The organism is Marinibium conchae, assembly GCF_015595035.1.
Classification (GTDB): Bacteria; Pseudomonadota; Gammaproteobacteria; order Enterobacterales; family Alteromonadaceae; genus Glaciecola.
Genome location: NZ_JADNRN010000001.1, coordinates 1,173,561 through 1,196,961, shown reverse-complemented (window position 1 = coordinate 1,196,961; position 23,401 = coordinate 1,173,561). Strand labels below are relative to the sequence as shown.

The following is a 23,401-nucleotide window of genomic DNA, read 5'->3' as shown; positions in this document are numbered from 1 at the left end:
TTGACTGGAGAGAACCTAGCATCAACATTAACGATTTTTGCTAATACGAGAGGCTAGGTTTATATTGCGATTTACGACTTTTAGAGATTTTCTTCAAAGAGTTTAAAGATACGTCGATATTCATCAAGCCATGAACTTGGCTGTACAAAACCATGAGGTTCTACGGGATAAATTGCAGTTTCAAAATCTTCTTTTTCTTTCTCAATAAGTACTTGTACCAAACGAACTACATCGACAAAAAAGACGTTATCGTCAACCATTGGCGCATTAATTAATAAGGGTTTATTTAGGCCATCAGCAAAGTAAATTGGAGAACTACGCTCGTAGGCAATAGGGTCTACATCAGGGCGATTCAATATATTCGAGGTGTATGGATCGTTATAGTGAGCCCAATCTGAAACTGGGCGAAGTGCCGCCCCAGCTTGGAAAAGTTCTGGTTCTGTAAACAGCGCCATGAAAGTCATAAAGCCACCGTATGAGCCACCGTAGGTGCCAATTCGCTTACGATCAACGTCTGCATTTTTGACCAGCCATTCGACACCATCAACTAAATCCTGCGTTTCAGGTGTGCCCATTTGGCGATATATTGCCGTTCTCCACTCTCGTCCATACCCCATTGACGCACGATAATCCATATCCATCACCACATAGCCCTGGGACACTAGGAAGCTGTGAAACATGAACTCTCTGAAGTATCCCGACCATCCAAGATGAGCGTTTTGAAGATAGCCAGCACCATGATTAAAAATAACCGCACGGTGTTTTTCGTCTGTAGCTACGGTGGGCGCATACACGCGCGAATATATTGGCTGTTCAGTATGTGAGGATGGTACGGCAACAATTGACGGAGAAACCCAATCAATACTCAAAAAAGCATCACTCACTGTTGAAGTAATCTTTAGAGCCTCACCAGCTGCGCCGCTAGCATCATCCAGTTTTACAGAGTACAGCTCTGGCGGCATGACTAATTTGGAATGGGTTAATAATAAGGAGGATTCATTAGGCGATAACACGTAGTCGGTCATACCATTCAAATCAGTTAACGCTTCTAATGCCATGGTATCAGTAGAGCTTCGATATATTTCATAAATGCCAGGATGCTTTACATTCGCTTTGAAATAAAAATAAGCGTCATCCTGGGTAAGTGTGACATTCTCTACAACAAAATTACCTTTTGTCACCGGCTTCAATGAGCCCGTTAGCGGCTTCACATACAGCTGCGAATAACCAGACTCTTCTGACAACAAATACAAGGTTTCTTGTTCATCAAACCAGCCAAATTCATTAAACCGATAATTCACCCATGCCGGGTCGTGCATTCTATGCTGTGTGACAAATTGTTTATCGTCTACATCAACACTGGTGATCCAACGATCCTTATTATCCCAAGCTTCCAACATTAAGGCGACCTTGTCGCTGTTGTCATGCCATTTTACAGGTGGTTCTGTCGCATACCAGTCAAACAACAAACCAATATCTCGCGGAATACGGTTTTCAGTATATGTCTCTCCTCTCGCTTCAGCGTTTTCACGCTTTACATCAGCCAAAACGTCTTCGTTGTAGCCAGGAAGCACTTTATACTCAAGCAAAGTTTTACTGTTATTGCTGAGATCTAAAAGCCAGATATCATGGCTTATCGCTTTCGCGTCCGCCACCCTCTGACGAACAGGCTGAGCTTTTATGCGCCCATTTTCTTCGATGTAATCAGGCATAATATCGGAGTCGTCTCGAGATGGGCTATTTTCAGTGGTGACAACAATCGCCCATTTTCCATTTGGTGAAAGACTAGCAAGTACCGTGCGATGACTAGGGTCAAAGTAAAAAACCGATGAAACAAGTGAGTCGTTTGCCGTTTCAAGGCTTTCAAAGCTATCAGCCCGTAATTGACGGTTACGTCTTTGCACCTTCAGGTAGTCGATTAGCTCTACATTTTCTTGTGCAATGTAATCTGCAGGCTCGCTCACCACGGGCGTTTCATTGGCAAACTGCCAAGTAAATAGCTGCTCTTGTCGACCCGTTGACGCGTTTACCACGTAGAACTCGTTTGCGCGCTGAAATGAAACACCATTGCTGTTATGGAACTGAATATTCCGAGCCGCCTGGCGGCTTTTTGTTAACTGTATTACGGTATTGGTTGCTTTATCGCGAGAAAAAATATTGCCTTGAAACACCCAAGCATCAAAAGCCATGTCATTATCGCTAATGAGTTCATCATATTCATAGTTATGAAGCTCAGATAATGGTGCTTGTTTACCATTACCAGACACAGTTTCATTCGCCAACCAGATATCTCTGACAGGGCTTCCTTCACGCTTTCTGTAATAGGCAATGTTGTTGCCATCTGCTGTCCAATATGCGCCTTCAGGTTGTCGGCCAATCCAATCGGGATCTGACATAATTTGTTTTAAGCTCAATTCAATCGTTTCAGCGTTTGGCGCTGTTACAGGGGGGGTCTTATCTTGCGTTAATGTGGCCGATGGAAATGAAACTTTTGCGTCGGTTTGTTGCAGTTCAGTTGAAGAGCATGCACCAAGCAAAGCTATAGCAACACTTGAATATATTATTTTTCTCATTTTTATCATTATTTATGTTCTTTAAATGTGATTAGCACGTTATATTTATTTACTAAAGCTATGTTACTTTAGTTTGTCGCAATGCTGAACCATTGAGCACGAAATTCAGGTAACAAATGTTTACACGACTACAGAGACTATCTCGGGTCGGACGTAACTCATTGATGTCAATCATAGGAAGGATGAATAATGAAGAAAATAATAACACTCGCCCTTACACTCTCGTTAAGTCAAATTGCAATGGCGGCAGAATGCCCTGACTTACTGAAGTATGCAAAAAGAAAGTTAAACTCACAAGAAGTGGTTAACATGTGTGAGGAGTATAAAGGTAAGACTATCCTTTTTGTGAACACTGCGAGTAAGTGTGGTTTCACACCCCAATTTGAGGGTTTAGAGAAATTATATGGTGAATACAAAGAACAAGGTTTAGTCGTACTCGGCTTTCCATCAAATGACTTCAACCAAGAGTTCGGCGATGAGGGGAAAACTGCGGAATTGTGTGAATTAACTTATGGCGTGAAATTTCCGATGTTTGAAACAATTTCTGTCAAAGGTGAAGACGCCGACCCGTTATATGCAAAACTAGCTAAGGCAGCTGGCGCCGAACCTAAATGGAATTTTTACAAGTATTTAGTGGATAAAAATGGGGATGTTGTGGATTCTTATAATTCATTCACTAAACCGAACGACGAAGACTTGGTTAGTGACATCAAAGCGGCATTGGCCCTTTAATTTCTGCTCATAAAAAAGCCCCGCTCGGACCGCGGGGCTATAAACACACTCAACTAGGAACACACTAGGAAATAATACTGCTTCGTATTTCATAGTTATTAATTAGTCTCGTTAAATTCTAATTGGTTCCCTTATTTTATATTTTATTTGTTTTTTTCTCTCTGTTCTTACTCTAGCGTTAATCAAAGCTCATTTTATAAGAGTTTCAAAGGCTTGATCGAAATCAGCCAGTATGTCTTCGATGTCTTCTATACCAACCGAAATACGTATTAGGCTATCTCGTATACCCATCTTCTTTCGTTGTTCTGCGCCGTTTTCATAAAAAATAGTACTCGCTACAGGAAGCGCCAGAGTGCGCGTGTCACCTAAGTGAGTCGCACTAATGATCAATTTCAATTGATTGAGAAACTGGTGAACATCAATCGAAGCATCTAGCTCCACCGACAAAATACCGCCATAACCACGATTGAATAAGGCCTTTGCCCTTTCATGTTGCGGATGCTCTAACAAACCTGGGTAAAACACGTTATCAACACCTTTGTGCGTGGATAAGTATTTCGCTAAAGCCATCGCATTAGCGCAAGTTCGGCTCATCCTCATAGAGAGCGTTTCTAAGCCTATTGATATTTGATGAGCACTCTGTGGCGCAAGGGTGGCTCCCATATCACGCAAGCCTCGCTTCTTTATTTGTGTTAAGCCCCACTGCGAAATATCCGTTACTCGATACTTATCATCAATATTAGAAAAACCTGCCCAATCATACAGTCCAGTGTCGACAACAACGCCGCCTAAGACGTTGCCATGACCTCCGATATACTTTGTTAATGAAGTTAATAACAAAGATGCGTTTACTTTCTTAGCATCCAACAGAGTGTGGGGAGTCATGGTATTATCCAGCGCAAAAAGTATATTTTTTGATTGGCACAACTCGCCTATGCCTACTAAATCACTTACTTGAGTGACTGGATTGGCTATTGATTCACAAAACACCATCTTTGTGTTTGCTTTTATCGCATCTTCAACATTGCGCGCTTCGGTTACATCAACCAAGGTCACTTCAATACCAAAGTTCTCAAGCGAACTCATGAAGCTTCGCGTGTTACCAAAGAGAAATTGGCTAACCACAATATGATCACCGGCTTTTAATAGGGAATAAAAGGTGGCACTGATTGCTGCCATACCAGTGGCAAAAACAACTGCGCCAACTCCCTTATCGAAGTCATTGAGTATATTCTGCAAAGACACTGCCGAAGAGCTCGAGGAGCGACTATAAACATGCCCAGCTTTTTTACCCTGAAAAACGTCAACTAGGCCTTGAACATCTTCAAATTCAAAAAGCACACTATTGTTTGTAGCTTCATGCACACCACCCGATTGCGGTCTATTAAGAAGTCTATCGGCATGAACGAGACGCGTTTCAGGGGAAAGATTTTTCACAACATTTGCTCTTATGTTTTATGGTGTATTGACTTGTTAAGCAGATAATACCATAGTTAGCGCCCTGTTCGAGCTTGTGTGGTTAGAACAAATAGACTTTTTTTATTCCGTTTGTGTGTTCACAATCAACCCTTTTACCGTTTAGATTATAGGTTTCTCTCTACACATGTGCATTTTGTTTATCGCCGTTAACCAACATCCCAAATACCCATTAATCGTTGCCGCTAATCGCGACGAATTCCATAAACGACCGACCAGTAATTCGCAGTTTTGGACTGATAAGCCCGATATACTTGCCGGAAAAGACGAGGAAGCGGGCGGCACTTGGATGGGAATAAATAGAGATGGCGCAATATCGGCTCTAACTAACATCAGGGCCCCGGGTAGAGAAGTAAATAATGCTACCACTCGTGGGGAGTTGGTAATGAATTTTCTCGACGCTGGGAAAAAGCAACGCCCCCATTATGCCGAAAAACTAAGCAGCACACGGGAACATTACAATGGGTACAACCTACTCTTCGGTCACTTAGAACAGCTTTACGTATACAACAACTTTGACGATGAACTGATCGCCCTCAACGATGGTGTCTATGGTTTATCAAACGCGTCTTTAAATAGCCCTTGGCCAAAAATAGCAAAAGGAAGGGATGCTCTCGCAAAGTATTGTAAGCATGCAAACATGTTGGACACCGAACACCTCTTCGAATTATTAAAAAACGACGCGTTGGCCGATGACGATGCGCTTCCAAAAACAGGAGTCCCCTTGGAATGGGAGCGCCGCCTTTCGTCGATTTTTATTCAAACAGACGACTACGGTACCCGTTCATCAACCTTACTGCTTGTCGACAAAAACAACCATGTTACTTGGGAAGAGCGAAGCTTCGATAATCAAGCTAAACAACAAAGCGTTCAGAAGTATGCATTCGATCTTCACGTTAAGGACTAGCAGGTTCTACCATATACAAAAATCTATCCTAAAAAAGTATCTTTTTGCTCGAAAAACATAAGAATAGTGGCATAATGCGAGATGAATTTTGTGCCCTATCCATATTTAAGGAATACCTGTGTTTGAAACTCTTCCCGCCCTCGCGCCCGACCCTATTTTAGGTTTATCTGCAGCTTTTAAAAAAGACACTAACCCATCAAAAATTGATCTGGGCGTAGGTGTGTACAAAGATGAGAGTGGTAACACTCCCATTCTTAAAGCAGTAGCCAAAGCACAAACCATCCTCCAAGAGTCTGAAACTTCTAAAGTCTATATAACACCGCAAGGTGTTCAAGGCTTTATCGACGGTATGCTAAGCCTTATTTTAGGTAAGGGTAATAGCGCACTGCTCGCTAACAGGGTCGCTGCTGTGCAAGCGCCTGGTGGTTGTGGAGCACTTCGTATATTGGCTGAATTACTCAAGCGCTGTAATCCAGAGACCAAAGTTTGGGTGAGCGACCCGACATGGGCTAACCACATTCCATTGATTGGTAACGCTGGTTTAGAACTCGCCACTTATCCCTATTTCGATAAAGGGAGTGCTAGCATAAAATTTGATGCGATGATGGACTGCCTTGCAAATGTTAAGAAAGGTGATGTGGTCTTGCTCCACGGGTGTTGTCACAACCCAACGGGTGCCGACTTAAGCAACGAACAATGGCGAGCCGTTGCTGAGCTCGCTAACAAAGTAGGCTTTTTACCATTTATTGATGTGGCCTATCAGGGTTTTGGTGATGGTCTTGAAGAGGATGCCTATGGCATCAGATTGATGGTAGACAGTGTGCCTGAAGTGATCATCGCCGCTTCGTGCAGCAAGAATTTTGGCCTTTACAGAGAGCGCGTGGGTTTGGCCGCACTCATAACAGCAAACTCAAAAACACGCGACATTGTTCAATCGCAAATTCAATATGTTGCTAGAGGTATTTATTCTATGCCGCCGTCATATGGTGGTGCCTTAGTTGATATTATCCTAGCAAACGATGAGCTTAATCAGCTTTGGCAGAGTGAAGTAACAGAGATGCGCGAACGCATGATAACACTCAGAAAACTGCTCGTAGACAATTTAGCAGCTCAAGGTGCAAGTAAAGACTTTAGTTTTGTTAATCAGCAGAAAGGAATGTTCTCCTTTTTGTGCATCGCTCCTGAACAGGTGCAAAAGCTAAGAGCTGAGAAGAGCGTGTATTTCGTCGACTCCAGCCGGGTGAACATCGCTGGTATTAATACCAAAAATGTAGAAGCTCTCGCAGCAGCAATATCTGGCGTGCTTTAGTAGCACGCGATGTTGCCATTAAAGCCCTCTACTAGCAATATTGCAGAGGGCTTTTAGCTTAAAAGGCTGCTATATAGGCCTTATTTACAAGCATTATTGACCACCAGCAATATGGCTATAAGCTTCCTGTAATTGCCGTTCGCACCTTTAGCTACCTAGAGGCAGCAATAATCCTGTCCAATTGATTTGCAAAATTCATTTTATCCTTTGCGGTAAAGGCTTTTGGCCCGCCTGTTCTCTCGCCACTTGCGCGTATCTGGTCCATAAAATCTCGCATCGTCAGCGTGGCTTTAATGGTGGCATTGTCATAGGCTTCACCTCTGAAATTTACTGCCTGGCCTCCCTTTTCTAGTATTTCCGCGGCAAGCGGTATGTCACCCGTGATGACCAAATCATTAGGCTCGCAGCGCTGAACAATTTCGTCATCAGCCACATCGAAACCAGAGCTAACACGTAGGGAATTTATATGAGCATTTGGGGGTACCGGCACATGTTGATTAGCAACAAATGTCAAAGGAATTGATGTTCGTTGAGAGGCCTTTACTAGCACCTCTCGAATTACGCCCGGACAAGCGTCTGCGTCTACCCAGATATGCATTAAGCTAACATTCCACCGTCAACATTAATACAAGCGCCTGTGGTATAGCTAGATGCGTCAGAGACGAGGTACAAAACCGTTCCCGCCATTTCGTCTGGATCAGCGACTCTACCAAGAGGGATGACCTTTAAGGCATGTTTAAGAATAGCGTCGTTTGTTGTTAGCGCCGACGCAAACTTAGTATCAGTTAGCCCTGGCAACAATGCGTTTACCCTTATATTCAAAGGGCCGCATTCTTTGGCGAAAGACTTAGTCATGGAAATTACGGCAGCTTTGGTAATGGAATATATACCTTGCATGTCACCTGGCGTTACACCATTCACTGAGGCAGTATTGAGGATGACGCCGCTGCCTTGCTCGCGCATCATTTTACCCGCTTCAATAGACATGAAAAAATAACCACGTATGTTCACATCAACGGTCTTCTGATAAGCGGCTAAGTCAGTATCGAGTACGTGACCAAAATAGGGGTTTGCCGCGGCATTATTCACCAAAATATCAACTTTCCCAAACTCAGACTTCAAGAACTGGAACATCGCAGAGATCTGCTCCATTTCACCAACATGACAAGCAAAAGCGGTCGCTTTACCACCTTCGTCGCGAATTGCTTGCGCGACAACTTCACAACCGTCTATCTTTCGACTCGACACAACAACATGTGCGCCACGACTGGCGAGCAACTTTGCTATCGACTCACCAATTCCTCTACTTGCACCTGTTACTACAGCAACTTTTCCACTCAAATCAAACAGATCTTTCATATATCATCCTTATTACTTTCTACCCAAAGAGCGAATACAAGCTACGCAAGCATCCCGCCGTCAAGCACCATTGTTTGTCCTGTCATAAAGCTACTTTCATCACTGCATAGCCATGCCATTGCGCCAGCTACTTCTTCAGGTTTACCTAGGCGCTTCATCGGGTTTGCCTTTATCAGTGCATGTTGTGCCCGCTCATCAAGTTGTGCCATGGTGTTTTGTACCATTGGTGTATCGATAAAGCTCGGGCACACTGCATTGAAACGTATATTTGCGCGTGCATACTCTACGGCCGCAGACTTAGTTAAGCCAACAACACCATGCTTTGCAGCGGAGTAGGCTGAAATCATGGGTGAAGATCGCAAACCAGCAACTGAAGCAACATTTATTACATGCCCTCCCCCAGCCGGTGCCATGCAAGCTATTGCGGCTCTCATACAATGCCATACGCCTTTCAGGTTCACGGCAATGTTTCGATCAAAATCATCATCACTAACTTCATGCATCGGCGCTGGCGCATGATCTATACCTGCATTGTTAACGACAACATCCAAACCACCTAGCCCTTTCATCGCTTCCTTAAACAAAGCGCGAACTGAATCAGCGTCGGCAACATCTACCTGACAGCTACTAATTTTATCGGTATTTCCTTGTTCGATTGTTTTTGCCATGTTTTCAGCAGATAAGTCGGCAATCATCACTTTTGCTCCACGGCTCGCTAGCAATAAAGCAAGCTCAGCGCCGATACCCGAAGCACCACCAGTGATAAGTACCCTTTTACCTTCTACATTTGCTGCTGGATTCATTATTCGTCACCTACTTTCAATACTAATTTACCAAAATTTTCACCCTTGAAAAGCATCATCAAGGTGTCTGGGAAGGTTTCAATACCCTCAACAATGTGGTCTTTCACTTTCATTTCGCCAGATTGTATCCAAGCGGCGATGTCTTTCATCGCTGTAGGATACTCAGCCACGTTATCAAATACGACTATTCCTTCCATCTTGGCTCTGTTAACCAGCAAAGAAAGGTAATTTGAGGGGCCTTTAACCGGCGTAGTATTATTATACTGACTAATAGCGCCACAAATAACGATACGTGCCTTCATATTTATTTGAGTAAGCACATCATCAAGAATGTCACCGCCCACATTATCGAAGAAAACATCAACACCATCTGGACACGCCACCTTAAGGGCTTTTTTCACTTTCTCGGCTTTGTAATCAACTGCCGCATCAAAGCCCAATTCATTGATCAAAAAATCACACTTTTCTCGGCCGCCAGCAATGCCGACAACTCGACATCCTTTAATCTTTGCGATTTGACCAACAAGACCACCGACAGCGCCGGCAGCACCACTGACGACAACTGTCTCGCCAGATTTTGGCTCGCCCGTTTTCAGTAATCCAAAATATCCTGTCATACCAGGCATACCGAGTACGCCCAAGTAATATGATAGCGGTGCCAGTTTAGGGTCAACTTTATATAGACCGGTACCGTCAGATACCCCATAGAGCTGTACGCCCTGATACCCACAAACATAGTCACCTTCGCTATATTTTTCATGCTTACTTGATATGACTTTGCCGACAGTGCCTGCACGCATAACATCACCAATCTGAACTGGTTCGATATATGACTTCGCATCGTTTAACCAGCCACGCATCGCTGGATCGAGGGAAACATAAAGTACCTTTATCAACAACTGACCGTCGCCAATATCGTCCAGCTCTGTCTCAACAAATTGCCATGTATCTTTACTCGGTGCGCCAACTGGACGTTGAGCAAGTTGCCATTGTTTGTTTTTCATATATTCCCCTTAGAACCAGTCTGCTTGCATGTTTGCGCATACACTATTATTTGTTTTTAACAATTCGATATCTCTCTTAATAGTTGGAAGCTCCCACGAGATAAAGTAATCAGCTGCTTGTAGTTTTCCTTCGTAGAAAGCCTTCTCTTTTTCAGTAGCACTATTGGATTGAAGTTTTGTTTCGGCAACGATTGCCTGCCGTATCCAAATCCAGCTCACTACAATCTGCGAAAAGACATTCATTAGCGCTTGTGCGTTTGCTAGAAGCGTTTTCTGTCCATCTCCCTGTATTGCCTCAGCAATTGCAGGTAATAACTGATGCAACTCTTGAAGGTAATGGCCCAATGATGCCGCCATTGCTTTCGCTCGCGGCCCACTGACTTTCGACAAATCCTGTTGAATTTCACGTTGAAGCACCTGTAAGCCTAATCCGCCCTTTTGCCATAACTTTCTGAATGACAAATCCAGCGCTTGAATCCCGTTAGTGCCTTCATGGATTGGGTTTAAACGATTATCGCGCCAAAACTGTTCGGAATAGTACTCACGGGTATAACCTGAGCCGCCCAACACTTGAATACCCAAATCATTTGCTTTGGGTCCATACTCTGATGGCCATGCTTTAAATACAGGGGTAAGTAAATCCAATAGCTCTTGCAGTGCCTTAGACTCATTGTTGTCTTCACAAACGGCAATGCGATCAATGAGGTGAGAGCCATACATACATAAGGCCATACCGCCTTCACTGTATGCTTTTTGTGCAAGTAACATGCGCTTCACGTCACCATGAAGGATAATTGGCGCCGGCTTGTTAGGCTCGCTATGTTCTGAGTTTCGACCTTGGGTTCTATCTTTGGCATATTCCAATGAGTATTGGTAACCTCTATAGCCGATCATTGCAGCACCGAAACCAACACCTATTCGAGCCTCATTCATCATCATGAACATATAGCGCAAACCGTGATGCTCTTCACCAACTAGGTAGCCATGGCAATCATCATTTTCACCAAATGTAAGTGCTGTTGATGTGGTCCCTCTATAGCCCAACTTATGCAAAAGGCCAGCTAATTGAACATCATTTCGAGTGCTCGGTGCTGAGTTTTCATCCAGACGGTATTTTGGCACTACAAACAAAGATATCCCTTTAACGCCCTCAGGACCGCCCGGTATTTTGGCAAGCACTAAGTGAATGATATTACTAGACAACTCGTGCTCACCGCCGGATATATAGATTTTACTTCCTTTTAGTCTGTAATTTCCGTCGCTGTGCTTTGTTGCAGTAGTGGTAATGTCGGCTAGGGATGAACCTGCATGAGGCTCGGTAAGTGCCATTGTGCCAGTGAATTCACCAGTTAACATGCGCGGCATAAACTGCGCTTTTAATTCACTCGATGCGAAATGGTTGATCACGTTTGCCGCAGCAGCCGTGAGAAATGGATAAGAGGTTGTTGATGGATTTGCGGCCATAAAGTAGGCCGATGCGGCGGTCATGACAACTTCAGGTAATTGCATGCCACCGTCTTCAAAGCTGTAGCGCCCCGCAATAAATCCCGCTTCACAAAACGCATCGTAAGCTATTTTCACCTCAGGGATCATGCTTACCTTTTCACCGTCGAAACTTGGCTCGTTCTTATCAGCGATGTGATTATGAGGTAGAAAGAGATCGGTGGCAATTTTCTCTGCGGTGTCTAGTGTTGCCGAAAAAGTATCTTTACTATGCTCTTCAAATTTTGGGAAATGACAGAGTTCGTCTGCTTTCAGAACATCGTAAAGTTGGAATTGCATTTCTAAATCAGGTATGAGTTTTTCAGCCATTTGTATTCTCCGCCATGCAATGAGTTGAAGTAAAACATACTCCTACTTCAACTCACAAAACTATTGTTAATCCTTGGCTACATCAAACCATTAAGTGGCTATATACGACCAATAATAATTATCAATAGACAAACAAAAGCGCACTGAATACAAAGCTTGAACGACTATCTAGCTAGCGTTCCTATGTCTATACAGTATCCGCGGCCACTGATGGTCTTTTGCGTCTAAATAAACTCTTGAAATCATCCAAAATTAGATAAAGTGCAGGAATTAGTAACAAGGTGATCACCGTTGCAAACAAGATACCGAAGGCCAGTGAAATCGCCATAGGTATGACAACTTGCGCTTGTAAGCTACGTTCAAAGACTATTGGCATCAATCCCATGAAGGTAGTTAAAGAAGTAAGTATAATGGCTCTAAAGCGTTCACTACCTGACTTAAGAACGGCGTCAATTAAGCTATATCCCTGTGCCCTTGCCTTGTTAACGAAATCAACCATGATAAGAGAGTCGTTTACCACTACACCAGCTAAGGCAATGATTCCGCAAATAGACAAAACGCTGACGGCTTGACCAAAAATCAAATGGCCTATGATCGCACCGACCATACCGAAAGGGATAACCGACATAATAATCAATGGTTGTGAGTATGACTTCAAAGGAATAGCCATCAACGCATATATCGCGATTAAAGCAAAAAGAAAGCCCTGTGCAAGTGAAATCACAGCATCTTCCTCGTCTTTGGAGTTACCTTGCAATCTAAACTCAACTGCGGGATAACGCTCTAGCATTTCTGGGATAACTTCCATCCGTATTTCCATCAATAGATCGCGGGTGTCTACCGCATCACTATCAACTTTAGCTGACACGGATACTGAACGAGAGCCATCAACTCGAATGATATTGGAATATCCTTTGCCAAGCTCGATGTCTGCCACTTCGCGAAAAGGAATATCATCACCATTGGGCGCACGTACTCGCATATTTTCTAGGTTACCAATGGAATTACGCTCATTTTTAGGATAGCGCACCATTACCTTTATTTCTTCATCATCGCGCTGAATCCGCTGGGCTTCTGCCCCATAGAAGCCGTATCGAACCTGCTGAGCGAGAGACGATAATGTGAGACCCAAAGATTCTGCTTCAGGCTTGAGCGCTAGTTTGATTTCATCGCTACCGCCAGCAAATGAATCGGTCACTTCAGTAATGCCCGCGTATGCGCCAAGATAACTGCGAAGTTCCTTCGAGATGTTTTCAAGCGCTAGAATATCATTCGAGCGAAATTCAAAGTCTAGGCCGTTACCTCCGCCAGGACCGCCTGCCGACCCAATTTCAAAGTTCTTCACACCTGGAATTTCAGGAAGTAGCTCACGCCACTCATCTTGCAATTCGATGTCTGTGAGCTCGCGAGTCTCGCCTTTACTTAACTCAACAAAAACAGCACCTCCCAATGTGCCGCTATCAAAGGCGATCGCATGTTTAATTGGGCTATCACCTGTTCTTTCGGTAACGTTGGCATTCATCTTATACATCGCATCAAGCATCGCATTCATTGCTTGGTCGCGTTGGGTAATTGATGAACCCGGCTCCAACTCAACACTTGCTTGCATAAAATCGGAAGGTATCGAAGGGAAGAACTGCCATTTTACTAAACCACTGCTAAACAGACCTATAGTGACAATAAACATGCCAATGAAAGACGCTAGTGTGGTATACCTATATTTTACAGCCTTGCGAAGAAAGGGCTGGTACTTGTTGCTGACAAAAGACTTAATCCCGACACTGAAAACATCTCTAAAACGTTGAAATCGAGTGGCTTTTTTGGGGTCATAAGGCTTCAATTTCATGTGTGCCAAATGTGCTGGCAGGATGAGTTTAGATTCAATTAAGGAAAATATAAGACATAAGATAACGACCAAACCGATGGTCTTCCAAATAACGCTGGTAGGCCCGCTTACCATCAACATTGGTGAGAACGCTGCGATAGTTGTTAGTACACCAAAGGTTGCTGGCATCGCTACTCGTTTTACGCCTCTTATGACGGCGTCGGTACTGTGCCCCTTTCTATCGATTTCCGAGTAGGCCGACTCCCCCATAATGATGGCATCATCAACAACAATCCCAAGAACGAGGATAAAGCCAAATAGACTTAGCATATTAATCGAGACATCCACAGGACCGGTAGGCATAAACATCAAGGTGCCAAGAAAGCAAACTGGTAAGCCAACCATTACCCACATGGCTACCTTAACACGCAAAAACAGAGACAAGACAATGAATACAAGCGCGGCTCCAGCGAGCATATTTTTAAGCATCATACTTAGGCGATCAGCAAGATAAAACGAAGAATCTCCCCATGTATCGGCTTGAATATTGGCAGGCATCTCTTTTCGTTTTTTATCTAAATACTCATTGACTGACTCAGATATTTGTAGGGCATTTTGGTCACCCACAGCACGTACTCTTATACTCACCGCTGGTTTACCATCGAAGAGAGAGTATTGGTTATCTTCTATGAAACCATCATTTATTGTTGCAATGTCGCCCAACAATAAACGCGTACCGTCGTCTCGGCTAATCAATACGACTTTAGCGAAATCCCATGCATTGTATGCTTGACCATTTGCTCGCAGAAGGATATCACCGTTTTCCGAACGTATTGAACCACCTGGAAGATCAATAGAAGACTGACGGATAGCAGTCACTAATTCGTTGAAGGTAAGGTTATATTCTTGGAGCTTTAACTCGGATATTTCAACCGAAATTTCATAATCACGCGCACCCACAACCGATACATCGGAAATACCGGGTAGATTAGCGATATCATCTCGAATTCCCTGTGTGTATTGTTTTAATTCTCTTTCGGTGGTGTCGCCATAAACTGATACCCATAGTACATCTTGGGGAAATTTAATTCTGTACACAACGGGCTTTTCAGTGTTGCCAGGGAAGCTTGGAATAGCGTCAACTTGCACTTTCACTTCATCTAATAGTGTTTGTACATCGTAACCGTCGGCTACTTCAATACTCAGAGAGCCAACACCTTCTCTTGCCGTCGAGCTCAGTTTTTTGATGCCTTCGAGATCTTTTACCGCTTCTTCTAACTTTAGAATAACGCCTTCTTCGACCTCTTGCGGGGCTGCACCTAAGTATGGCACTTGGACAGAAATAAGATTAACTTCGAACGCTGGGAATACTTGCTTCTGTACTTTTAAAATACCAAATACACCACCAAGAATAATGATGGCCATAAGGAGGTTAGCAGCCACACTATTTCGAGCAAACCATGCAATAATGCCGCTGTTAGTATCAATATTTGCTTGATCACTCATTGCTTCACCTCAATATCATTACTATTATCGCGCGTTTCGATGCCGCTTGGTGGGCTTGTATCCTCATCACCAAGAAATCTCACCGGCATCCCATTATATGGGTTTGGAACAGCACTCATTACCACTTTGTGTTCAGGGTTGAAGCCATCATTAATGTATATAAAATTCTCGTCGGCTCTTTGCACTGATACGAAATTAATGTTGATTTGTTTATTCTCATCAACAGTCAATACTGTTCCATCGAGTCGCAATACATTACGCGGGAGTACAACAATATTTGATGCATTCACTCCAGTAATTTCTGCCTTTACAAAACGCCCAAAACGAAGTTCTTCACCTCTCTGCTCATCAGGAACTAGCAATTGATAAGGGTCGTTGACCTCAACAACACCGTATATAACTCGACTTCGACCATCAAGTATTGCTTCGTCGCGCACGAGCGAACCCTGCCATTGAACTTCTTTTCCCGCCACGTCAGTTGACAAGGTCACTGTCGGCTTGTTTGCCTTCAAGTCATCAAGAAAAGCGACATCATCATCGGTCAACGGCAATCGCACTTCGGCAACATCGGTAGAAAAGACCTCCCCTAATTGAGCACCTAAGCCAACAAATTGGCCAAGATCAACGTTGCGACTCTTAACCAAGCCATCATAAGGAGCGCGAATATTGGTGCGTTCTAAATTACGTTTAGCTCTTTGCAGGCTGGCCTGTGCTGCCTTAACCGTTGCTTGTTCTCGTGCAAGCTGCGGTTTGCGCAAGCCTAATTCAGGTGCGCTACCTTTATTGAATGAACGCCATTCTTGCGCAGCTACCTCGCCCCTTGCTTTTTCTTCGTCTAAGGATGCCTGAGCCCTCGCCAGTTCAGCTTCTGCTAACAGTAAATCGGTTTGATAATCATCGTCCTCAAGCTGAACGAGAATGTCCCCTTTTTTAAAGAAGCCACCTTCAACAAAATTTTCTGCAACCATGATCACTCGCCCGCTTACTTGGGTGCTAAGCATAGTTTGATTTTTTGGTTGAACTGAACCTTGCGAATATACCAAAAACTCTACATTGCCAAATTCTAAAGGTTTAGCATCGACCAAAAAGTCTTTTTCAATCTGTTCTTCTTTTTCAGGCTGTTTCTTCATGCTGCCCAACGAAACCATAATGACGATAGCGCCAATTAAGATGAAGATCGGGATACCCGCTTTTTTAAAACCACTCGCCATGAAAAAACCCTTTAGATATAGTTGAAAGCTTGTTAATGAGCTCATTGTACGGCCAATATGTAAATAGTTTACAAGGTCATTGACGCTAAATTGTTGCTAGATGTGTCAGGATGCTTGCTTTTAATCGCTTGGCATTGGAAAGGCCAACATTTCTCCTAAACCAACAGTAAATAACCATAAGCCATAACAAGCATGTTCTATGCAGATTATAAGATAAGCACTCCGGTATTTATATGACTGTAAATAGGTGCTTGCAAATAGCACACCTCCACAAAAGGTTAGCAGCAATACTATGATATTGAAGAAGAATAAATGAGCTAGTGAAAAAAGCAGCGCATTCACAGTGACAAAAATAACATTCTCTTTAGCAAATAGGCGCTTAGTTTTATTTACGTGTTGCTCTCCAAAAAATAAGGACCTATAGCGTCTGAAAAAGAAAACTCGATAAAGTCCCTCTTGGGGCAGCACCGATAATAAAACGTACACAAAAATAATAGCTATCCACATCATAGGAGCCTGACTAACAACGATAAAGAGCTTACTGGGAAGATAAATGGCGACAAAAAGTGTACTGATAAGCGCAAATACTGAAAAAAGCACTAGAACCCGCTTTAGCACCATGAAAGGGAAGCTGACACCTCCCTTCCTAAATGGCCTCGAAAACAATGACTCAGTGCTTGGCTCATCAAGACCATTTGATAATACAGCTGTTCCATAGGCATGCATGGCTGTTTTTGCTACAACGATAAGCACGTAACTTACTGCTAGCAGCACTGCGCCTAATTTAACGTAGATAGGCAAAGACAGCGACAAAGAAACAGGTAGCAACACAAAAATGATAATTAATTCCAAGTAAAGGAAACTTGCTCTTGGCTTTGCTAGCCCATCTTGCGAAAAAGCCGTCAAAACGATAAGCTCAACGTTGAATAGCGTGTTTTACGACTGTCAGTCATACAGGGATAATCATTAGTAATGAACGCAACTCGTATTATAGTGCAAGAAGATGATTTTTGTATAAAAGATGAATATGCAGCTATACGCCGCGGCGCGAATTCTGATGGCGCCATTGTGACATTTTCGGGCATTGTACGTGAACAGTCAGATATTGGTAACTTGGTCAGCATGACACTAGAGCATTACCCTGAAATGACCGAAAAAAGCCTTCAGAACATCTGTAACAAAGCACGGGAACGTTGGACACTGGGTGCCATCACCCTCATTCATCGTGTTGGTACCTTGCACCCCGACGAGCAAATTGTGTTCGTTGGCGTAAGCAGTAAGCATCGCAAGTCAGCTTTTCAGGCCGCAATGTTTATCATGGACTATTTAAAAAAAGAGGCTCCATTCTGGAAAAAAGAATCGTCGGCAGACGAAGCAAGATGGGTTGATGCAAAAGTCTCAGACCATGAGGCTGCAAAGGCGTGGGACTGAAATAAAAAAGGCCAGTTCACACCGGCCTTCGTCTCATCAGTCAGCAGATGCTGCAGTAATTATTACAAAGCAGCTTCTAACTCTGGCAATACATCAAACAAATCTCCGACCAATCCATAATCAGCCACAGAAAATATGGGGGCTTCCTCATCCTTGTTAATAGCAACAATTACCTTGCTGTCTTTCATACCCGCCAAATGCTGTATCGCACCAGAAATACCTACTGCGATATATAATTGTGGCGCAACTATTTTACCTGTTTGGCCCACTTGCATATCGTTTGGTACAAAACCAGCATCAACGGCTGCACGTGAGGCACCAATTGCAGCACCTAATTTGTCGGCAATACCATTAAGCAACGCGAAGTTTTCCCCGTTTTGCATACCGCGTCCGCCAGAAATAATAACGTCAGCAGCGGTTAATTCAGGTCGCTCAGACTCGGTTAACTCAGCCGACACAAAACTTGAAGTAGCAGACTCCTTTACTAATGCTACGGCTTCTATCGCTGCGCTCCCTTCATTCGCTGCAGCATCGAAAGATGCAGCTCGAACGGTAACTACCTTCTTAGTATCAGCACTTTTTACAGTCGCAATAGCATTGCCGGCGTAAATTGGACGAACAAAAGTATCTTCCGACTCAACCTTAATAATGTCTGAAATCTGAGCAACATCAAGTAAAGCAGCGACTCTCGGCATAAAGTTTTTGCCCGTAGTCGTGGCAGCCGCAAATATGTGAGAGTAGTCAGCAGACAGTTCAAGTACCAACTCTGCAAGGTTCTCTGGAAGTTGATGCTCGTAAGCGACATTATCAGCAACAAGTACTTTGCTTACACCGCTCACTTTGCTCGCAGCTTGTGCAACAGAGTCACAATTGGCTCCAGCAACAAGTACAACAACATCATCACTAGCACCTAAAGCGGCAGTAATAAGTTTGTTGGTTTCGGACTTTAATGATTCGTTATCGTGTTCCGCATATACTAATACACTCATGAGATCACCTTCGCTTCATTTTTTAGTTTACCTACTAACTCGGCAACATCTGCCACTTTAACACCGCCACTGCGTTGAGCGGGTGCCTCTACTTTCACTATGCTTACTTTAGACGTCATCTCTACACCAAAATCAGCCACTGGCTTAACGTCGATAGGCTTGCGCTTGGCTTTCATAATGTTTGGAAGAGAGGCGTAACGCGGCTCATTCAAGCGCAAATCAGTAGTCACGACTGCCGGAAGACTTAACTTCACTGTTTGTAAGCCACCATCAATTTCACGAGTAACGTTCACCGAACCCTCGGTTAGCTCAACTTCTGATGCGAAAGTTCCTTGTGGCATGCCAGTGAGTGCAGCAAGCATTTGACCGGTTTGATTATTGTCTGAGTCGATCGCCTGTTTACCAAGAATGACGAGGTCAGGAGTTTCAGCTTCAACAACTTTTTGCAGTAACTTAGCGACTTGCAGTGAATCAACTACTGCACCGACATCAGTTTCGATATGAATTCCACGGTCAGCTCCTAGTGCTAACCCTGTTCGAATTTGCTCTTGGCAAGCTTTATCGCCAATTGAAACGACAACAACTTCAGTTGCAAGCCCCTTTTCTTTTAGTCTGATTGCTTCTTCAACCGCAATTTCACAAAACGGATTGATTGCCATTTTGACATTGTTAAGGTCTACGCCTGAGTTATCAGGTTTAACGCGTACTTTCACGTTATAGTCTATCGCCCGTTTTACCGGAACTAAAATTTTCATAATCACCTCTATTTAGGGCTTTGAATAAAAAAATACTATTCGCATTTGTTACCTGTTCGGGTAACTATAGCAGCAAGATTTGCATGTTGACGCAAAATTTACTTACACTTTACGTAAACGTCAACCTGTATTCACGATTTATCCATGTTTCATGGTTTTTTAATTTTACAATGTTTTGACAAGCTGTAATATTCCTTTAATTAATATGTCACTATAACTGGTAAGAGTTGTTTCGGAGGCGAGTGTGGAAAGAGAAGTCATGGATTTCGATGTGGTTGTTGTAGGAGCTGGGCCCTCAGGTCTTTCTACTGCGATAAAGTTAAAGCAGTTAGCCAATGAAAAAGGTCAAGAACTCAATGTCTGCCTTCTAGAGAAGGGCTCTGAGGTTGGCGCGCATATATTATCGGGTGCCGTTTTTGAAACTCGCGCACTCGACGAATTGTTTCCAAATTGGCAAGAGATGGGTGCCCCACTCACAACTAAAGTCACAGAAGATCATATTTATCTGCTCAACAGTGAAACAATCTCAACAAAGCTTCCCAACTTTATTACGCCCAAGACCATGCACAATGAGGGCAACTATATAGCCAGCATGGCCAACATGTGCCGATGGCTCGCCGAACAAGCTGAGCAGCTTGGAGTGGAAGTTTTCCCGGGTTTTGCAGCAGCGCAAGTACACTATAATGAAGACGGCAGTGTTGGTGGTGTGATTACTGGCGACATGGGCGTTAGTGAGAGTGGCGAAGAAAAAGATGGCTACATGCCAGGCATGCTTCTGAGTGCGAAATATACGGTATTTGCCGAAGGTTGCCGTGGTCACTTGGGTAAACAACTTATCCAACAATTTGATTTAGATAAAGACGTTTCCCCACAACATTACGCTATCGGCTTCAAAGAAATTTGGGACATTCCAGCGCAGCAGCATCAAGAAGGACTGGTCGTACACACGGCTGGATGGCCCTTAAACGATGCAACCGGTGGCAGTTATTTATACCACGCAGAGAACAATCAAGTTTTTGTAGGTCTCATTGTTGATTTAAACTATGAAAACCCTCACTTGAGCCCCTTTGATGAATTTCAACGATTGAAGCATCACCCGGTGATTGCCAATACGCTCAACGGCGGTAAACGCGTGACCTATGGTGCAAGAGCAATCGCCAAAGGTGGTTTCCAATCATTGCCTAAAATGACCATGCCAGGCGCAATTATAGTGGGTTGCGATGCTGGCACCTTGAATTTTTCTAAGATCAAGGGAAATCATACAGCGATGAAGTCTGGTATTTTGGCGGGTGAAACACTATTCGAACTGTTGAGTGAAACGGGTGCCGAAACGATTGATCCTATTCAGTACAGTGAAGCATTTAAGAAGTCTTGGCTTTACGATGAGCTTTATCGTTCGAGGAATTTCGGTGCTGCGATTCATAAATTTGGAAACTTCTTGGGCGGCGCCTATAACACTCTTGATCAGAATATCTTTGGTGGCAAGCTTCCCTTTACCATCGGTGACTCGACGCCCGACCATGCTTCATTAAAACTGGCTGCCGACTGCAAAAAATTTGACTATCCAAAACCAGATGGCGTATTGAGCTTCGACAAATTGTCTAGTGTATTTTTGTCAAACACAAATCATGAAGAAGATCAGCCTTGCCATTTAGTGCTAAAGGATAAGAGTATTCCTATTAGCATTAACTTGCCGAAATATGATGAACCGGCTCAACGTTATTGCCCCGCTGGCGTATACGAAATAGTTGAGAGCGACGACGAAGGCAAACGTTTGCAAATCAATGCTCAAAACTGTGTTCATTGTAAAACCTGTGATATCAAGGACCCTAATCAAAATATTAATTGGCTAGTACCGGAAGGTGCCGGCGGGCCTAACTATCCAAATATGTAAGCCGAAAAGGTAACCAATAAGTGTCAGACGCTCTCGAGCCATTGCTCTACCTTCAGTCTCACGGCGATGAACACAGAAAGTCATCGCAGCATTCGCCGTCAATCGTTTTACTTCATGGACTCTTTGGTAGCGGTGATAATCTAGCGGTTATTCGACGCCACTTTGAAGCTGATTACCATGTTGTAAGCATTGATTTGCCCGACCACGGAAAATCGCCAAGGACACAACATTTTTCTTTTGACGATTGGGCGCAGCTCTTAATCACAACCATGACTCATCATGATATTACTCAATGTTTTTTCATTGCGCATTCATTGGGCGGCAAGATAGCTATGCGAGCAGCAAGCCTAGCACCTGAGATGTTCATTAAGGTGATCATTATGGATATTGCACCTGTTGCTTATGAGCCGCGGCATCATAATGTTATCAATGGTTTAAGCGCAGTGAAACTGGCTCAACTGAACAGTCGACAAGAAGCGTTAGCGCAATTGTCTGAACACGTTGTCGACAGCGGCACAAGGTCATTCTTGATGAAAAGCTTATATCAGGATAACGACCAACAATGGCAATGGCGATTTAATCTAGAACTGCTAGTGCGTGACTATCCGATACTCAGTGATTGGCCATTTAGTGGCAAGTTGTTCGATGGTGACATTACTTTTATCAAAGGAAAAAAAAGCGATTACATTACAAGCGAACATCAAGCTGCCATCATTGCTCAATTTCCTAATGCAAAAGCCAGAATTGTCGATGCTGGCCATTGGTTGCACGCTGAAAAACCACAGCTTGTTAACACCTCGTTAACCCGCATTTTACTTGGCAGGCAAAAGTAACACTTATACTTTAATATTCAGCTAACTTGCTTCAAAAAAGCAGTACGTTTGTGATAATATCCGCGCACAAATGAAGCCTGAGGTAGCGAAATGAACGCTGATAATTATCAACATATCGAAGCGATTGTGTTGAATCTAAGCTTGGTCGTGTTGTTCATATTGTTGGGTTTAGCAATACACGACGTATTGAAAAAGAACAACGTTCCCTTGATCGGGAAAGTCGTTGCATACGGCGTTCTTGGTTTAGGCGCGGCCGGCTTCGTTGCAAAAGGTGTAATTCAAGTATTTTATTCTGCCAGCGGCGTGTCATAGTTGGTAATTTGTTAGTGATTTAGAGGTGAATGATGGCTACTGTTGGACTATTTTTTGGGAGCGATACTGGTAATACTGAACACATCGCGAAAATGATCCAGAAAGAACTGGGCAAACAACTCATTGATGTAAAAGATATAGCCAAAAGCTCAAAAGAAGATATCGCTGAATTTGACCTGCTTATTTTCGGTATTCCTACTTGGTACTATGGCGAAGCTCAATGCGACTGGGACGATTTTTTCCCTGATTTAGAAGAAATAGACTTCGAGGACAAACTTGTCGCTATTTTTGGTTGTGGCGACCAAGAAGACTACGCTGAATACTTCCTCGACGCGATGGGTATGATCCGAGACATCGTCGAACCAAAAGGTGCCATACTAATTGGGCAATGGCCTACCGAAAGTTATGATTTTGAAGCGTCTAAAGGCATGGCCGACGACGACCATTTTGTCGGCTTAGGAATTGATGAAGACCGTCAACCTGAGCTAACCGAAAGCAGAGTGAAAGCCTGGTGCAAGCAAATAAATGAAGAGATGTGTCTGGCCGAACTAGCATAAACATGCTTGCTTGGTGTTAAGTGCTTTGGTGATTTTAAGTGCTTTAACAGCCTGAAGTAAAAACAGTGAAAACGTTGCTCGTATAAAGGCAGCGTTTTTTTTTGCGCTGGTTA

General features: G+C 43.5%; 20 protein-coding genes. 8 read left to right on the top strand and 12 right to left on the bottom strand.

The features are described from left to right. Positions 1 to 80: 80 nt before the first annotated feature. The gene (locus ISG33_RS05040; protein WP_195732421.1) at positions 81 to 2,582 is read right to left on the bottom strand and encodes a S9 family peptidase; all 2,502 of its coding nucleotides are present in this window, start codon (positions 2,580 to 2,582) and stop codon (positions 81 to 83) included. A 180-nt stretch (positions 2,583 to 2,762) separates the two neighbouring features. Here ISG33_RS05040 and ISG33_RS05035 point away from each other — a divergent pair, with 180 nt between their 5' ends. Then, complete coding sequence (locus tag ISG33_RS05035) at positions 2,763 to 3,305, top strand: glutathione peroxidase (protein WP_195732420.1); 543 nt, start codon at positions 2,763 to 2,765, stop codon at positions 3,303 to 3,305. A gap of 189 nt (positions 3,306 to 3,494) precedes the next feature. Here ISG33_RS05035 and ISG33_RS05030 read toward each other — a convergent pair whose 3' ends face one another. Then, on the bottom strand, positions 3,495 to 4,742 hold the full coding sequence (locus ISG33_RS05030) for a cystathionine gamma-synthase family protein (RefSeq protein WP_195732419.1): 1,248 nt from the start codon (positions 4,740 to 4,742) through the stop codon (positions 3,495 to 3,497). Between the two features lie 166 nt (positions 4,743 to 4,908). Here ISG33_RS05030 and ISG33_RS05025 point away from each other — a divergent pair, with 166 nt between their 5' ends. Both ISG33_RS05025 and ISG33_RS05020 read left to right on the top strand, forming a co-directional pair. Then, positions 4,909 to 5,688: an NRDE family protein gene (locus tag ISG33_RS05025; RefSeq protein WP_195732418.1), complete on the top strand. Its 780-nt coding sequence runs from the start codon at positions 4,909 to 4,911 to the stop codon at positions 5,686 to 5,688. 118 nt (positions 5,689 to 5,806) lie between these two features. Continuing rightward, positions 5,807 to 6,997: an amino acid aminotransferase gene (locus ISG33_RS05020; RefSeq protein ID WP_195732417.1), complete on the top strand. Its 1,191-nt coding sequence runs from the start codon at positions 5,807 to 5,809 to the stop codon at positions 6,995 to 6,997. Between the two features lie 151 nt (positions 6,998 to 7,148). Here the strand turns inward: ISG33_RS05020 and ISG33_RS05015 are convergent, their stop codons facing one another. The 8 genes from ISG33_RS05015 to ISG33_RS04980 all read right to left on the bottom strand — a co-directional run bounded on the left by ISG33_RS05015 (position 7,149) and on the right by ISG33_RS04980 (position 17,369). Further along, complete coding sequence (locus tag ISG33_RS05015; protein WP_195732416.1) at positions 7,149 to 7,595, bottom strand: YaiI/YqxD family protein; 447 nt, start codon at positions 7,593 to 7,595, stop codon at positions 7,149 to 7,151. Next, the gene (locus ISG33_RS05010; RefSeq protein WP_195732415.1) at positions 7,595 to 8,356 is read right to left on the bottom strand and encodes an SDR family oxidoreductase; all 762 of its coding nucleotides are present in this window, start codon (positions 8,354 to 8,356) and stop codon (positions 7,595 to 7,597) included. Before ISG33_RS05010 ends, ISG33_RS05015 begins: the two co-directional genes overlap by 1 nt. A gap of 41 nt (positions 8,357 to 8,397) precedes the next feature. Further along, the gene (locus ISG33_RS05005) at positions 8,398 to 9,159 is read right to left on the bottom strand and encodes an SDR family NAD(P)-dependent oxidoreductase (protein WP_195732414.1); all 762 of its coding nucleotides are present in this window, start codon (positions 9,157 to 9,159) and stop codon (positions 8,398 to 8,400) included. Next, positions 9,159 to 10,163 carry an NADP-dependent oxidoreductase gene (locus ISG33_RS05000; RefSeq protein WP_195732413.1) on the bottom strand — a complete coding sequence of 335 codons (1,005 nt, stop codon included), beginning with the start codon at positions 10,161 to 10,163 and terminating at the stop codon, positions 9,159 to 9,161. Before ISG33_RS05000 ends, ISG33_RS05005 begins: the two co-directional genes overlap by 1 nt. 9 nt (positions 10,164 to 10,172) lie before the next feature. Continuing rightward, positions 10,173 to 11,975: an acyl-CoA dehydrogenase gene (locus tag ISG33_RS04995; RefSeq protein WP_195732412.1), complete on the bottom strand. Its 1,803-nt coding sequence runs from the start codon at positions 11,973 to 11,975 to the stop codon at positions 10,173 to 10,175. Positions 11,976 to 12,162: 187 nt separating this feature from the next. Continuing rightward, positions 12,163 to 15,306, bottom strand: a complete 3,144-nt coding sequence (locus tag ISG33_RS04990) for an efflux RND transporter permease subunit (protein ID WP_195732411.1) — start codon at positions 15,304 to 15,306, stop codon at positions 12,163 to 12,165. Continuing rightward, positions 15,303 to 16,517 (bottom strand): efflux RND transporter periplasmic adaptor subunit, encoded by a 1,215-nt coding sequence (locus ISG33_RS04985; RefSeq protein WP_195732410.1) that lies wholly within the window; start codon positions 16,515 to 16,517, stop codon positions 15,303 to 15,305. The genes ISG33_RS04990 and ISG33_RS04985 overlap by 4 nt, the downstream gene beginning before the upstream one ends. 120 nt (positions 16,518 to 16,637) lie before the next feature. Further along, positions 16,638 to 17,369: a CPBP family glutamic-type intramembrane protease gene (locus tag ISG33_RS04980; RefSeq protein WP_195732409.1), complete on the bottom strand. Its 732-nt coding sequence runs from the start codon at positions 17,367 to 17,369 to the stop codon at positions 16,638 to 16,640. Positions 17,370 to 17,489: 120 nt separating this feature from the next. On the opposite strand from ISG33_RS04980, the gene moaE reads away from it, so the two are divergent. Continuing rightward, a complete protein-coding gene (gene moaE / locus ISG33_RS04975) occupies positions 17,490 to 17,948 on the top strand; it encodes a molybdopterin synthase catalytic subunit MoaE (RefSeq protein WP_195732408.1) in 459 nt (152 codons plus the stop codon). A 62-nt stretch (positions 17,949 to 18,010) separates the two neighbouring features. Here the strand turns inward: moaE and ISG33_RS04970 are convergent, their stop codons facing one another. Both ISG33_RS04970 and ISG33_RS04965 read right to left on the bottom strand, forming a co-directional pair. Continuing rightward, entirely contained in the window at positions 18,011 to 18,937 is a 927-nt protein-coding gene (locus ISG33_RS04970; RefSeq protein ID WP_195732407.1) for an electron transfer flavoprotein subunit alpha/FixB family protein, read from the bottom strand. After that, on the bottom strand, positions 18,934 to 19,692 hold the full coding sequence (locus ISG33_RS04965) for an electron transfer flavoprotein subunit beta/FixA family protein (protein ID WP_195732406.1): 759 nt from the start codon (positions 19,690 to 19,692) through the stop codon (positions 18,934 to 18,936). Before ISG33_RS04965 ends, ISG33_RS04970 begins: the two co-directional genes overlap by 4 nt. Before the next feature lie 244 nt (positions 19,693 to 19,936). Here ISG33_RS04965 and ISG33_RS04960 point away from each other — a divergent pair, with 244 nt between their 5' ends. From ISG33_RS04960 to fldA, 4 genes are all read left to right on the top strand, one after another. After that, complete coding sequence (locus ISG33_RS04960; RefSeq protein WP_195732405.1) at positions 19,937 to 21,586, top strand: electron transfer flavoprotein-ubiquinone oxidoreductase; 1,650 nt, start codon at positions 19,937 to 19,939, stop codon at positions 21,584 to 21,586. A 20-nt stretch (positions 21,587 to 21,606) separates the two neighbouring features. Further along, complete coding sequence (locus ISG33_RS04955; protein WP_195732404.1) at positions 21,607 to 22,419, top strand: alpha/beta fold hydrolase; 813 nt, start codon at positions 21,607 to 21,609, stop codon at positions 22,417 to 22,419. 90 nt (positions 22,420 to 22,509) lie between these two features. After that, positions 22,510 to 22,731 (top strand): DUF2788 domain-containing protein, encoded by a 222-nt coding sequence (locus ISG33_RS04950; RefSeq protein WP_195732403.1) that lies wholly within the window; start codon positions 22,510 to 22,512, stop codon positions 22,729 to 22,731. Between the two features lie 32 nt (positions 22,732 to 22,763). Continuing rightward, positions 22,764 to 23,288: a flavodoxin FldA gene (fldA, locus tag ISG33_RS04945; RefSeq protein ID WP_195733043.1), complete on the top strand. Its 525-nt coding sequence runs from the start codon at positions 22,764 to 22,766 to the stop codon at positions 23,286 to 23,288. The last annotated feature ends 113 nt before the right edge of the window (positions 23,289 to 23,401 follow it).

What these genes read in the sequence shown, in the direction of transcription:
- ISG33_RS05040 (WP_195732421.1), bottom strand. Translation starts at nt 2,582, where the DNA reads ATGATAAAAATGAGAAAAATAATATATTCAAGTGTTGCTATAGCTTTG.
- ISG33_RS05035 (WP_195732420.1), top strand. Translation starts at nt 2,763, where the DNA reads ATGAAGAAAATAATAACACTCGCCCTTACACTCTCGTTAAGTCAAATT.
- ISG33_RS05025 (WP_195732418.1), top strand. Translation starts at nt 4,909, where the DNA reads ATGTGCATTTTGTTTATCGCCGTTAACCAACATCCCAAATACCCATTA.
- ISG33_RS05015 (WP_195732416.1), bottom strand. Translation starts at nt 7,595, where the DNA reads ATGCATATCTGGGTAGACGCAGACGCTTGTCCGGGCGTAATTCGAGAG.
- ISG33_RS05010 (WP_195732415.1), bottom strand. Translation starts at nt 8,356, where the DNA reads ATGAAAGATCTGTTTGATTTGAGTGGAAAAGTTGCTGTAGTAACAGGT.
- ISG33_RS05005 (WP_195732414.1), bottom strand. Translation starts at nt 9,159, where the DNA reads ATGAATCCAGCAGCAAATGTAGAAGGTAAAAGGGTACTTATCACTGGT.
- ISG33_RS05000 (WP_195732413.1), bottom strand. Translation starts at nt 10,163, where the DNA reads ATGAAAAACAAACAATGGCAACTTGCTCAACGTCCAGTTGGCGCACCG.
- ISG33_RS04995 (WP_195732412.1), bottom strand. Translation starts at nt 11,975, where the DNA reads ATGGCTGAAAAACTCATACCTGATTTAGAAATGCAATTCCAACTTTAC.
- ISG33_RS04990 (WP_195732411.1), bottom strand. Translation starts at nt 15,306, where the DNA reads ATGAGTGATCAAGCAAATATTGATACTAACAGCGGCATTATTGCATGG.
- ISG33_RS04985 (WP_195732410.1), bottom strand. Translation starts at nt 16,517, where the DNA reads ATGGCGAGTGGTTTTAAAAAAGCGGGTATCCCGATCTTCATCTTAATT.
- moaE (WP_195732408.1), top strand. Translation starts at nt 17,490, where the DNA reads ATGAACGCAACTCGTATTATAGTGCAAGAAGATGATTTTTGTATAAAA.
- ISG33_RS04970 (WP_195732407.1), bottom strand. Translation starts at nt 18,937, where the DNA reads ATGAGTGTATTAGTATATGCGGAACACGATAACGAATCATTAAAGTCC.
- ISG33_RS04965 (WP_195732406.1), bottom strand. Translation starts at nt 19,692, where the DNA reads ATGAAAATTTTAGTTCCGGTAAAACGGGCGATAGACTATAACGTGAAA.
- ISG33_RS04950 (WP_195732403.1), top strand. Translation starts at nt 22,510, where the DNA reads ATGAACGCTGATAATTATCAACATATCGAAGCGATTGTGTTGAATCTA.
- fldA (WP_195733043.1), top strand. Translation starts at nt 22,764, where the DNA reads ATGGCTACTGTTGGACTATTTTTTGGGAGCGATACTGGTAATACTGAA.